14 protein-coding genes and 1 pseudogene are annotated in these 12778 nt (G+C 37.7%); 5 read left to right on the top strand and 10 right to left on the bottom strand.

Going from position 1 to position 12778, the window contains the following annotated elements:
• Positions 1–198 precede the first annotated feature (198 nt).
• Positions 199–2886: a cation-translocating P-type ATPase gene (locus ACFSTH_RS13255; protein WP_377774171.1), complete on the top strand. Its 2688-nt coding sequence runs from the start codon at positions 199–201 to the stop codon at positions 2884–2886.
• A 100-nt stretch (positions 2887–2986) separates the two neighbouring features.
• Here the strand turns inward: ACFSTH_RS13255 and ACFSTH_RS13250 are convergent, their stop codons facing one another.
• The 5 genes from ACFSTH_RS13250 to ACFSTH_RS13230 all read right to left on the bottom strand — a co-directional run bounded on the left by ACFSTH_RS13250 (position 2987) and on the right by ACFSTH_RS13230 (position 5718).
• Positions 2987–3169 (bottom strand): hypothetical protein, encoded by a 183-nt coding sequence (locus tag ACFSTH_RS13250; protein ID WP_377774173.1) that lies wholly within the window; start codon positions 3167–3169, stop codon positions 2987–2989.
• Positions 3170–3184: 15 nt separating this feature from the next.
• Entirely contained in the window at positions 3185–3874 is a 690-nt protein-coding gene (locus ACFSTH_RS13245) for an aspartate/glutamate racemase family protein (RefSeq protein WP_377774175.1), read from the bottom strand.
• Positions 3875–4011: 137 nt separating this feature from the next.
• Positions 4012–4134 carry a hypothetical protein gene (locus tag ACFSTH_RS13240; protein ID WP_377774177.1) on the bottom strand — a complete coding sequence of 41 codons (123 nt, stop codon included), beginning with the start codon at positions 4132–4134 and terminating at the stop codon, positions 4012–4014.
• Between the two features lie 4 nt (positions 4135–4138).
• Positions 4139–5350 carry a UxaA family hydrolase gene (locus ACFSTH_RS13235; RefSeq protein ID WP_377774179.1) on the bottom strand — a complete coding sequence of 404 codons (1212 nt, stop codon included), beginning with the start codon at positions 5348–5350 and terminating at the stop codon, positions 4139–4141.
• A 23-nt stretch (positions 5351–5373) separates the two neighbouring features.
• On the bottom strand, positions 5374–5718 hold the full coding sequence (locus ACFSTH_RS13230) for a UxaA family hydrolase (RefSeq protein ID WP_377774181.1): 345 nt from the start codon (positions 5716–5718) through the stop codon (positions 5374–5376).
• A gap of 123 nt (positions 5719–5841) precedes the next feature.
• Here ACFSTH_RS13230 and ACFSTH_RS13225 point away from each other — a divergent pair, with 123 nt between their 5' ends.
• Positions 5842–6711 carry a helix-turn-helix domain-containing protein gene (locus ACFSTH_RS13225; RefSeq protein ID WP_377774183.1) on the top strand — a complete coding sequence of 290 codons (870 nt, stop codon included), beginning with the start codon at positions 5842–5844 and terminating at the stop codon, positions 6709–6711.
• A gap of 13 nt (positions 6712–6724) precedes the next feature.
• Here the strand turns inward: ACFSTH_RS13225 and ACFSTH_RS13220 are convergent, their stop codons facing one another.
• The 3 genes from ACFSTH_RS13220 to ACFSTH_RS13210 form a co-directional block, all read right to left on the bottom strand.
• Positions 6725–7720 (bottom strand): metal ABC transporter solute-binding protein, Zn/Mn family, encoded by a 996-nt coding sequence (locus ACFSTH_RS13220; protein ID WP_377774185.1) that lies wholly within the window; start codon positions 7718–7720, stop codon positions 6725–6727.
• Between the two features lie 74 nt (positions 7721–7794).
• On the bottom strand, positions 7795–8655 hold the full coding sequence (locus ACFSTH_RS13215) for a metal ABC transporter permease (RefSeq protein WP_377774187.1): 861 nt from the start codon (positions 8653–8655) through the stop codon (positions 7795–7797).
• Between the two features lie 2 nt (positions 8656–8657).
• Positions 8658–9398: a metal ABC transporter ATP-binding protein gene (locus ACFSTH_RS13210; protein ID WP_377774189.1), complete on the bottom strand. Its 741-nt coding sequence runs from the start codon at positions 9396–9398 to the stop codon at positions 8658–8660.
• Positions 9399–9644: 246 nt separating this feature from the next.
• On the opposite strand from ACFSTH_RS13210, the gene ACFSTH_RS13205 reads away from it, so the two are divergent.
• The 3 genes from ACFSTH_RS13205 to ACFSTH_RS13195 are packed head-to-tail and all read left to right on the top strand — an operon-like array spanning position 9645 to position 11535.
• A complete protein-coding gene (locus ACFSTH_RS13205; protein ID WP_377774191.1) occupies positions 9645–10022 on the top strand; it encodes a GntR family transcriptional regulator in 378 nt (125 codons plus the stop codon).
• Between the two features lie 14 nt (positions 10023–10036).
• On the top strand, positions 10037–10894 hold the full coding sequence (locus ACFSTH_RS13200; protein ID WP_377774193.1) for an ABC transporter ATP-binding protein: 858 nt from the start codon (positions 10037–10039) through the stop codon (positions 10892–10894).
• The gene (locus ACFSTH_RS13195; protein WP_377774195.1) at positions 10891–11535 is read left to right on the top strand and encodes an ABC-2 transporter permease; all 645 of its coding nucleotides are present in this window, start codon (positions 10891–10893) and stop codon (positions 11533–11535) included. Before ACFSTH_RS13200 ends, ACFSTH_RS13195 begins: the two co-directional genes overlap by 4 nt.
• Before the next feature lie 33 nt (positions 11536–11568).
• Here ACFSTH_RS13195 and ACFSTH_RS13190 read toward each other — a convergent pair.
• Positions 11569–11754, bottom strand: a pseudogene (locus ACFSTH_RS13190) (thioredoxin reductase); the annotation flags it as partial.
• Positions 11755–11761: 7 nt separating this feature from the next.
• On the bottom strand, positions 11762–12739 hold the full coding sequence (locus ACFSTH_RS13185) for an ABC transporter substrate-binding protein (protein ID WP_377774197.1): 978 nt from the start codon (positions 12737–12739) through the stop codon (positions 11762–11764).
• Positions 12740–12778: the final 39 nt, after the last annotated feature.

Here is a 12778-nt window from a genome sequence, read left to right as displayed (position 1 = left end):
ATTGGGGTGATGTGAATTTGTCAAGAGGAACCTTCGTTCGCACTCCATATTTAGGGGTGAAACAATAAAAAGCCCTAGTCGAAAGACTAGAGCTAAAGCGGAAATTTAATTTCCGAGAGACTATTTATAATCATTGAGGTGATTTTATTTAGCGTATAGTGTGAAGTAATATTGTAATACTATAGGATATAAGGAGTGTTGTCCATGTGGTTCGCCAAGTCAGAAGAAGAGGTGCTCAAAGAGCTTCAAGTTGACCCCGCAGCGGGACTCACAGCAGAAGAAGCTAAAGCCAGAGTAGCTAAGTATGGTGCTAATGAATTAAAAGGGAAGCCGAAAAAAAGTTTATTTTTGTTATTCTTTGAACAACTAAAAGACATGCTAATCTATGTATTATTAGGAGCAGCAGTCGTTACGCTTGTTATTGGTGAATATGTAGATTCGTTAATTATATTATTAGTCGTCGTGCTGAACGCAGCTATTGGTGTTTTCCAAGAATATAAAGCTGAAAAGGCAATTGAAGCGTTACAAAACATGACTACCGCCAAAACATTAGTAAGAAGAAATGGCGAATTAATCGAAATAGAATCAAAAGATCTCGTCCCTGGTGATATTGTTGTATTAGATGCCGGCAGAATTATACCTGCTGATTTACGGCTTATCGAAAGTGCTAATTTGCAAATCGAAGAATCGGCACTAACTGGGGAATCTGTTCCATCGGAGAAAGATGCTAAGCTCGTATTGGAAGATCCTAAAACACCTATCGGTGACAAAGCAAATATGGCATTTATGTCTACACTCGTTACTTATGGGCGTGGAGAAGGTGTTGTCGTCCATACTGCTATGGAAACCGAAATGGGTAAAATAGCTAAAATTTTGGATGAAGATATTAAAGAATTAACACCGCTACAGAAAAAACTCGAGGAACTAGGCAAAATGCTTGGCTTTATCGCCATTGCGATCTGTGTCATTATTTTCGTAATTGCACTATTCCAAAAACGTGACTTATTCGAAATGTTTTTGACAGCGATTAGTTTGGCTGTTGCCGCTATTCCTGAAGGACTACCAGCAATCGTCGCAATCGTACTTGCTCTTGGTGTCACGCGAATGTCCAAAATAAATGCGATTGTAAAAAAATTACCGGCAGTCGAAACACTTGGTTCGGTTAACATTATATGTTCTGATAAAACAGGTACGCTAACACAAAACAAAATGACAGTCGTCCAATACTACACACTTAATCAACTAAAAGAGTTACCTGCCGATGCTGTAGAACAAACCGTAGATACAGCGACTTTGTCCACAGATGAACAAGAGTTAGTCACTTCTTTCGTTCTCTGCTCTGATGCTACATATGAACATGGGCAAGCGACAGGAGATCCAACCGAAGTAGCTTTGATCGTACTAGGTGATCGATGTGGGCTCAGTAAAAAACAACTCAATCAAGATCATTCACGAGTAGGCGAAAAACCGTTTGACTCAGATCGTAAACTAATGTCTACATTGAACAAAACTGCTACTGGCTATCGTGTCCATACGAAAGGTGCTATCGATCAGCTGCTACAAATATCTTCGACCGCTCTAGTGAATGGTGAAGTTGTCCCACTAACAGAACAAATGAAGCAGCAATATTTGAGCGTTGCCGAAACGATGTCGGATGATGCATTACGGGTACTTGGAGCTGCTTATAAAGATACGAAACAGGTCATTTCTCCAGACGAAATGGAGCAAGAATTAACAGTACTTGGTTTTGTCGGCATGATCGATCCACCAAGACTAGAAGTAAAAGATTCCATTCGCGAAGCGAAGCTAGCCGGCATTACACCAATTATGATAACTGGCGACCACAAAAATACAGCAGTTGCTATCGCCAAACAACTTGGCATCGCCGAGTCAATCGACCAAAGTATGACTGGTGCCGAGATTGATCAACTATCAGATGATGAATTTAGTAAAAATATTAATAACTATCGTGTATTCGCCCGAGTATCACCGGAACATAAAGTGAAAATCGTCAAAGCGTTCAAATCACATGGCAACATCGTTTCGATGACCGGCGATGGAGTGAATGATGCTCCATCACTTAAAAACGCTGATATTGGTGTGGCGATGGGGATTACCGGTACTGACGTTTCCAAAGGTGCCAGCGATATGATTTTAACCGATGATAACTTTACGACTATTGTTCATGCTATACGGGAAGGACGTAACATTTATCAAAATATTAAGAAAGCCGTTATTTTCCTACTATCGTGTAACTTTGGAGAAGTAGTCGCTATACTGGCATCAGTTTTATTTTTCTGGCCTATCCCTTTATTACCGACCCAAATATTGTGGATAAACTTAATTACCGATACATTGCCAGCAATTGCGCTTGGTATTGATCCTGGTGACAAAGATATTATGAAAAACAAACCACGTGATCCCAAAGAAAGCTTCTTCGCTCACGGCGCAGGATTAAGAGCAATTCTTGGTGGATTACTCATCGGTATCCTTACATTAGTAGCGTTCTACCTTGGATTAAACGAATTCGGTTTTAGTTTAACATCCAAAGATATTTCTGAAGATGCTTTAACTTATGCAAGAACGATGGCTTTCGTCGTCCTCGCAGCGTCGCAGTTGTTCTATTCGTTGTCGATGAGAAGTGCTACCAAATCGATTTTCCAAGTCGGCATATTTACGAACAAGTTTTTAATTGGAGCCATTATAGCGGGGTTACTATTACAACTATCCGTTATCTCCATTCCTTTTCTAGCTAATGCTTTCAAAGTACAAAACTTAAGCTTAGCGGATTGGGGACTCGTATTCGTACTTGGTTTAATCCCATTACTAATCAACGAAATAGTGAAAATATTTATTAGAATGAGTAATAAACAAAAAACAGCATAACAGATATAAAAAAACCGCAAGTAGGATACTTACGAAAGGACTGGTCCTCGTTAAGTTCCTTACTTGCGGTTATTAATAGGTGGAAAATAGGTACGGATATTTACAAACCCATTTCCACATGCAATTGCTTCAATTGCTTTGTGAAATATTTCATATCAACCTTATATTGGATATTTATTCTCAGTCCAGAAGCACGTAACGCCGCACGAAACTGTTGCAACTTCTGTTGTTCTTCCTCCGTCAACGTTATTAACTTATATGTTTCATGCAGCGGATCTCTCAATTTGCAAATCTATCGTTATTGCATTGCTAACTCGACTGCTTTTTCAGCATGAATAATCGTCGTATCAAATATCGGGATTGCAACATCCGCTTGTTTAATTAACATTCCTATTTCCGTACATCCCAAAATAATAGCTTGTGCACCTTTCGCTACCAAACTTTCGATCACTCGTTTATATTGTTCTCGCGATTCATCTAATACATGTCCACGGCACAATTCATGAAAGATAATCGTGTTAATGATCTCGATATCTGCTGCTTCTGGAATATGTACGGCAATACCTTGATCTATTATTTTACTTTTATAAAAATCTTGCGTCATCGTATATTTCGTTCCTAATAAAGCGACACTTGACACTTGCTGCTTCGTTAATTTCTCGATTGTAGCATCCGCAATATGAAGAAGTGGAATAGTAATATGCGCTTGAATCATATCCGCTACTTTATGCATCGTATTTGTACAAATAACAATCAGATCAGCACCCGCAACCTCTAATTTTTTCGCTGCTTCTCCTAGCACTGCTGCACTTTCCGCCCATTGATTGTTACGTTGAAGCTGCTCTATTTCTGCAAAATTAACACTATAAAGTATACACTTTGCGGAATGCAAACCACCGAGCTTTTCAGCAACTACTTGATTAATAATTTGATAATAAGTAACCGTACTTTCCCAGCTCATTCCACCAATCAATCCAATTGTCTTCATACTACCCGCTCCTCATTTATAACATAATCATGTTCGCAATAACTATCACTATTATTCTATCATAATTAGAGGAGTCATTATAACAATTACCTCCCAACTTTAACAAGGAAAGTGAGAGGTAATTTGTATAGTTTGGCTTATAATCCGATATCCTCGGGCTTTCCAGACTTGCCCATCGGTGTTCTTCCCAATATTTTTGCACTTCTTTCAGGATCTCGTTCTTCAACTAAACTAAATCGATTTAACTTATGATCTCCCAATCTTTCACCCCTCACAATTTGTTCCTGCCGATTGATATTTATATGGAATATAATATTCTTTATGATGAAGTAATTCTGCTTTCGTCTGCTCGCCTTGACAAGTCGAGATAATCATCTGAAACAATGCCGAAGTCAGCTCTGCTAAAGTAGCTTCCCCAGTTAACATATCACTGGCACAAAAATCAATATCATCGCTCATCCTTCGATAAGTATGACGATTTCCCGTTACTTTAATAACTGGACTAACAGCGCTTCCTACTACCGTTCCTCTACCTGTAACAAACAACAAAACATGCGCTCCACTACAAACTAAATCCATTAATCCTTCACTATCGTTTGGATTAGTGTAACCAAAGCTCATATACGTTGGATCAGGTACGCTGTCCAGTAACCACAACCCTTGCTCTGGAGCAGATTGCGCTACTTTCAGTACACCTGCAATCGGTTTCGAACCGCTTTTTACAAAAGCGCCCATACTTTTTTCTTCTATCGTCGTTAAACCACCAGCGAAATTACCTGGTGAAACAGAATATTGCCGCACACTTTTACAATAATCAAGCATTTTATTATACGTAGTGAGCAACTGCTCACCAACTTGCTTCGTTTTACCTCGACTTACTAACATATCTTTCAATCCAATAGCTTCTACAATTTCCTCGAAGATTGCCGTGCCGCCTTGCTCCACTATATAATCAAACACACTGCCAACGACTACATTACCTGCAAGACCTGATGTATAGTCCGATCCGCCGCATTCCGCCCCAATGACTAACTCGTCCACCGACATAGTAACGCGCACCGTTTTGTTCCTTAATTGTTCATGTAAAATCGTAACCATTTCTTTTGCTTCAGCAATAGACGTTATCGTTCCACCACTATTTTGAATTAACAAAGACTGCGCTGGCTTCTCCTCTTCCTTCGCAATCGCCGCTAATTTATCCGCCTGCAAATATTCACAGCCAAGCCCAATGACCAACACTGCTCCAACATTAGGGTGGCGAATAAGCGCTAGTAACATATTTAGTGCATACTGATTATCTGTACAACCAGTAAACCCGACTACATCCACATCGATATTCGTATTGCGAAAATGTATGCCCACTTCTTTCGCTACAAATGAAGCACACTCCACCGTATACATTACTAATATTTTATTACGAATGCCCTTTCGTCCATTTTTACGCGCATACCCTTGCCACTCTATATTTGTATTCAATAATTCCATTCGCCTCCTACCTTTTAACTATAAGAAATATCGGTCGGTGCTCCTGAGTGCAAATCAAGCGAAGCTGATCGTTCATCGTAGGCACTTTTACAATTATGCAGATGTACCCACTCCCCCGCTTCAATATCTGTAGTAGCAATAGCAACTACAACGCCGTATTTTATAATAGCTTGTGTCTCTGCAATAAACTGATTAGCCACTTTGTGTCCTTTTGTCAGCTCAGCTTTCACATCTAATTGCTGTAATCGTGCTGTTCCATTAACCCGTATTACTCCTGCTGGCAAATCAGCTAACGCAACACAAACATTATCGTTCCGATCTATTTGATATAAACATTCATCCAACGATTGTTTTTCCATCTGTCACGCTCCCTTCTATTGCATCAAGTGATGCCTCTATTGCTTTCATTATATTTAAGGTATGATAAAATTACATCGATAATAATAAGCTGAAAATACATAAAAATTGCGGAGGTTATCCCGATGAGTCATGTTTACAGTAAAGTTGCTGATATTATTAGTGAAGATTCTTTGCACCTGCTACATACGACTAGTTCCATTGCTGGATCGTTACCGATTCGGATCATTGCGTGTGGACATTATTTTTGTTTGCAAGGTTATCGCGTAGAGCGGAGAGGGCTAGATCATCGTATTCTGCTGATTACTTTAGCTGGACAAGGGCTGCTGTATTATCGAGGAGTACAACTAACTGTAGAAGCAGGCGATGCTTTTATTATTGATTGTAGCGAATTACATATGTACGAATGTACGGGAGATAATTGGGAGACAAAGTGGGTCCGCTTCGAAGAACTACCACATACTAATTATGAAACTATTATAAATAAACATAGCATACAGCTATTACCTTTTTCAGCTTTAAACAATGTGGAGGAACAAATTGACCTCATTCTATCACTCGCAACGCACTATTCCATACATAGTGATTTGAAAATGACAGCAGCATTAACCGATGTTCTAGCTACTTTGCATCATAATGTCACCTTCATTCCGACATCCAAACTATCCGATTCTATCGATAAAACGATAGCCGACTCCGTAGATTATATTCACCAGCATTATATGGAGCAACTGACGGTGCAACAACTAGCACAGGTGGTTCACCTTTCCACTTACGCATTCATTCGCGCCTTCAAACGGAAAATGGGCTTAACCCCTTATGAGTATATTTCACAATTCAGAATAACGAAAGCAAGATATTATCTTGAAAAAACGACTTTATCCATTGGTGAAATTACGGAACTAATCGGCTATCAACATATGAACACCTTTATAAGACAATTCAAATTACTTACTCACATGACACCTACCAAGTATCGGCAATTAATGGTTTGATTGTTCTCTATTCCTATCGTTCCTTTGTTAACTCACTATGAATCAAATCAATATTATATTGCAAATATTTCATATACGTATCTACTTCATCGCCCGGTTTTCCAATTTCATCAGAGTAAATTCGTTTTTCAGCAATCGGGACACCAGATTCATTAGCTACTGTTTCCATTGGACGCGGATCGACGTTTGATTCAATAAATAATACAGGTACATTTGCTTGCTTTAGAAACGTGACCAGTTCTTTAATTTGTTTGGGAGATCCATTTTCTTCCGTATCAATTTCCCAGATAAACGCTTCTTCCAAACCATAGTTGGTCGTCATATATTGAAAAGCACGCTCACTCGTTACAAGCACCCGCTTCTCTGCTGGAATTTCATTAAACTTCTCTGCATAAAGTTTATCCATCTTTTTTAATCGCTCAATATAAGTAGTTGCCCGCTCGATATAACGTGCTTCCCGTTCTGGATCTTTCTTGACAAATGCATCTCGCATATCCTCGGCCATCTTTACTCCAACAGCTGGGTCAATAAAAGCATGTGGATTTATCTCTGCCTCATGTCCATCAGAACCTCCAATATACAATGGTTCTACTCGTTCTGTTAAGTTAAAAATATTTTCTTCTTTTTGTCCTACGGCATCCACCATCTTAAAAAACCAGCCACTTGTTCCACCTTCTAAATTAAGCCCGTTATAAAATAAAATATCGGCATCCGATGCACGCTTAATATCTTCTGGCAGTGGTTCATATTCATGAGGATCTGTTCCAGTTGGCACTAAATTATAAATAGCTACATCATCTCCACCGATTTCTCTAGCTAAGTCTTGAATAATCGTAAATGATGTTACCACTTGCAACTGATCTTGTTGTACAACATCCTTACCTAACTCATTAGTATCCTTTGTTGGTGGATTACCATTCCCGTTCTCATTCGTTTTTCCTCCACAAGCAGCTACGAGCGCCGTTATCGCCAACACCATTATAAATGTCCATAATTTGTTACGTTTCATCTCACTTCTCCCTTTTCTCTTGTTTTTTCATTTTTTAAGTTTCAATTTTAAATATCTTTTTCATACTTCTTTTTTTAAGCTACTTTGTGCGTGTTTACTTTCTGTTTTACCAAAAATCTGCGTAGCACTCCTTGCTTTGGAGATAATAAAAATACAATTAAAAATAATATGGTCGCCACCAATGCAATGACTGGTCCAGATGGCAAGTTATATACAAAGCTAACGTATAAACCAATAATGGCTGATAGTGCTCCGAACAACGCTGATAACACAATCATATTAGACATCCGATTCGTTAATAAATAAGCAGTAGAAGCTGGTGTCACTAACATCGATACGACTAATATAACGCCAACCGTTTGCAGCGAAGCTACAGTTACTAACGTTAACAACACCATAATCCCGTAATGAATCCAACCTGTTTTTAAACCATAAGCTTGAGCCATCGTTTCATCAAAACTGTAGACAAGCAGCTCCTTATAAAATAAATAAACCGCTCCTATGACAATAATCGCTACGATAATCGTTATCCACATATCAGACGAACGAACAGACAACACATTACCAAATAAAATTTGGGTTAAGTCGGTAGCACTTTTGGCGACCGTAATTAAAATAATCCCTAACGCAAATGCGGCTGAAAATACAATACCAATAGCTGAATCACTTTTCACACGGCTATTTTGTTTAATTACTCCGATCCCAACCGAAGCGAGCAAACCAGACATCACTGCGCCGTAGAAAAAATTTATCCCTAACATATAAGAAACAGCAACCCCTGGTAATACCGCGTGGGATATTGCATCGCCCATTAAGGCAAGCCCTTTTAAGACAATAAAACTACCAATAATTCCACAAATAATACCTACTACAATCGATGTAATTAACGCTTTCTGTAAAAAAGAATACGTCATTATATCTTGAAAAAATTCCATTGTTAACCGACACCACCTTCACTAAACGCCATAACCGGAGCTTGATAAGCTCGTTGTAATTGTTCTGGACGAAACACCTCTGTTACCGTGCCAGCACTAATTAGCTCTTTATTAATTAATATTAAATGATCAAAGTAATGCGTCACTTTACTTAAATCATGATGGACAACAAACACTGTTTTACCTTCATCTCTTAATTGCTTTAATATGCGAATAATAATTTGCTCACTCGTAACATCGATGCCGACAAATGGTTCATCCAAAAAGAAAACATCTGCTTCCTGAGCCAACGCTCTTGCCAAAAAAACACGCTGCTGCTGTCCACCAGATAGCTCCCCTATTTGATTGTTTCGAAATTCCTTCATCCCTACTTGTTCCAAACATTGCAATGCCCATTTACGATCTTGCTTCGTAGGTCGGCGGAATAAAGACAATTTAGGGAATGTCCCTAGTAGTACTGTATCTTGTACAACTATTGGAAAATCCCAATCTATAGAAGAACGCTGTGGTACGTAAGCTATTTTCTTTTGAATGGACTTTAGAGGCTCTGTTCCCAACCGAATTTCGCCATGTTCCCGCGGAACTAAACCGAGCATCGCTTTCATTAACGTCGATTTACCAGCACCATTAGGTCCTAATATGCCAACCAGTTGACCAGTTCGTATAGTAAAACTAACGTCGCTTACCACTTGCTTCCCATCATAAGCAACAGATAATTGAGAAACCTTTATCGACTTCCACATTTTCTTTCCCCCTAACAAAATTTATGTTCTTAGTAAAAATTGTTTCCCTAATGCAACTTTTAATCATCTTAATACACATTCCGCTTTTTGTAAAGAGGGTCACTAAAAATAAGCATCTTAGAAAAATAGATACTCAATTAATGATTCCTTTTATTGCTATTAGTTGCTTTATTACAGTTTTTCGAGTAAACTGTATATACTGTATAAGTACAGTTATCCACTTTGTCAAAGGGGGAGTTGAATTCATTGCAAATCATTATTTACAAAAATAAAAACATTCCAATTTATGAACAAATTACACAGCAAATAAAGGATGCTATTCTAACTGGTACATTGCGGCCAGGCGATCCTATTTTATCTATCCGCGTATTAGCGAAGCAATTAGGGGTTAGTGTCATTACCGTACAACGTGCTTATGATGAATTAACAAAAGCAGGTCTTATTGAAACTTTACTTGCCAAAGGTTCTTACATTACAGAAGACTGCAATACCCACTTACAAGCAGAACTATATGACCAACTACAAAGTAGTATCGATAAAGTAATTCATTTAGCAAATACTTTGCAACTAACTAAACAGCAAGTAGTTGATTTGTTTCAAACACAAATGAATGACGTAGAATAAAGGAGGTAAATAAGATGAATGCAGTAACTGTACATAATCTTTGCAAAAAAATGAATCAATTTTCAATTCAAAATGTATCATTTCAAGTACCAAGTGGTTCTATTGTTGGGTTAATTGGCGAGAATGGGGCTGGTAAAACTTCCACAATCAAACTACTGTTAAATATCTTACAAAAAGATGATGGAAATATTATCTTTTGGGAAGACCCGAACAAAGACTTTATCCAAGTGAAAGATCAGATTGCCACCGTATTTGACCAGCTAGCCTTTTACGATAAATTATCAGCAGAAAAAATCAATCATATTATGAAACATATATATACATCTTGGGATTCCGACTACTATTTCTCCTTACTACAACAATTTAATTTAGAAAAAAAACAATTACTTCGTCAATTTTCCAAAGGGATGAAGATGAAATTAAACATTATTATTGGCCTCGCACATCATCCTATACTGCTTATTTTGGATGAACCAACTAGTGGACTTGATCCCGCTGTACGCACTGAAATATTAGACTTGTTTTTGGATTACATACAAAATGAACAAAACTCCATTTTATTTTCCACCCATATTACTAGTGATTTAGAAAAAATAGCGGATTATATTTTATTTATGCACAACGGCAAAGTATTATTGCAAGAAAATAAAGATCATCTCATGCATCACTACGGTATCGCTCGTTGCCATCACCAACAATTCACCCAATTACCGAAAGAACTGATATTTGCTTATCAACAGAAAAACGATATCTATCATGTTGTTATTAATGATACTGCTACTTTTGAAGAAGCATTTCCTGATTACGTACTCGACAATTTATCGCTGGATGAATTAATAACGATTAGTATTAAAGGAGAGATCTTACCGTGAAAGGATTACTATTAAAAGATATGTATAGTGTTATTAATAATGGGCGTGGATTATTACTAATGATGCTTATTTTAGCCTTTGCTTTAGCTCCCAGTAACGGATTAACGGGTTTCATTATAACAGGCACAGTTATATGTAGTATGATGAGCACTACTTCTTTCTCTATAGATCATAGACATCATTGGAATAGTTTCGCTTTTACATTGCCATTATCACGCCAAGTAATTGTAGGTAGTAAGTTTATTTCTTTACTCGTTTTCACGCTATTAGGTGCCGTACTTTCTATATTGTTCGGTATAATTGCTATAATTATTGTAGGTAAGAACGAAGCATTGATACAAACGCCAATTGAAAATATATTGATAGCTACTAGTTTAGCCATTGGTATTTCCATGATTTTTGGTACAAATGCTGTTATTCTGTTTTTAAAATATGGAGCGGAACAAGCTCGATTATATTTATTAGCTTCTTATTTAATCCCCGCTGCTTTATTTAGTCTAATATTTGTATCAAGAATCAGCACTTGGTTCACTGACTTGGACATATATACTATTGCAATTTTGTTTACGATTATTGTTATCGGTTGGATATTGATCGGTTATTTTTTATCCGTTCGCATTTTAAATAACAAACAGTACTGATCTGAATACAAGAGCAATATATACAAAAAAAAGCTAGCTTAACGTAAACTCTACTAAAGTTAAACTAGCTTTTATATGTTTCCAAATATAATTATGAGACGAGACATAAGCGACTTTTGGTGCTGTCGGATCAATAAACAATTTCGCATTATTAACGGCGAGCGCAGCGTCGGTAAATGCGCCGGCAATTAACCGTACTTTACTTTTATAATCTATAAATGAATCATTATTTTTTCTCCTTCGCCACAGCAACTATTTTGTCTGCCATAATTTCTGCTTGGTATAACGTAGAAACAGGATCACCTACAAAAAACTCTTTCATGTATAGTTCCATCACATTACCGTTTTTCACTGCCTCCAATGAATTCCATGTACTCGGCAATTCCGGTTTAACGTCCTCACCTTGTGTGATCAGAAAAATGTAATCGCCAGCAAACTGATTAATCGCTTCCCAAGAAACTTCTGCACGACTTTCTCCTTTATCGATTAATTCCGTTTTTACCTTTTCTTGCGGTGTAAGCCCCAATGCTTGATATGCAGCTAACCCACCACGCTCTGTTGCTTCTCCAACAACGATAGCATCTTTAAGCGTGGCAGCATCGATAATCGAAAACGTAGCCCCTGAAGGAATAGCCTCTTTAATTTTTTCTTTAGCTTTTGCGATTCGTTCATCAAACTCTGCTAGCCACTTGTCTGCTTCTGCTTGTCTATTCAATATTTCTCCCATACCTCGTAATTGTTCATGCATATTAGCATATTTTTTTGTTTCAAATACTACGGTTGGAGCTATTTTTGCATATTCACTTACTTGCTCACGATTCCATGTAATAATTAAATCAGGATTTAATTCTAATACTTTTTCATAAGATACTTGTCCATCCCGACCTATTTCTTCTGTTTTATCCGTAATAAATTGTTTTAACAACAAGCCAAAGTCTAACGTCGTTTTTGACGCTCCTACTGGTTCTATACCTAATGCAACAATATGTCCCAAGTCCCAATCGACGACCACTCGTTGTGGTTCCGTTGGAACTTCCACTTCTCCCATGACGGTATTAATGATACGAGTTATTGCTACTGGTTCGACCTTGTCCGCTTGCTTCGCTGTATTTTGTTCTTTATTCGTTACTGGTGCTCCACTATTACTACAAGCGGCTATCATCATTGCTGCTACCATTACTAAAGCTAAACTTACTTTTTTCATATTCCAACTACCCCTCTATTTTAATTGTCACTTTTCAAA

Origin of the sequence: Paenibacillus yanchengensis (assembly GCF_042684845.1) — a bacterium.
Taxonomy (GTDB): Bacteria; Bacillota; Bacilli; order Paenibacillales; family Paenibacillaceae; genus Pristimantibacillus; species Pristimantibacillus yanchengensis.
Note: the sequence above shows the minus strand (reverse complement) of the source record. Positions and strands in the feature narration are given on the sequence as shown.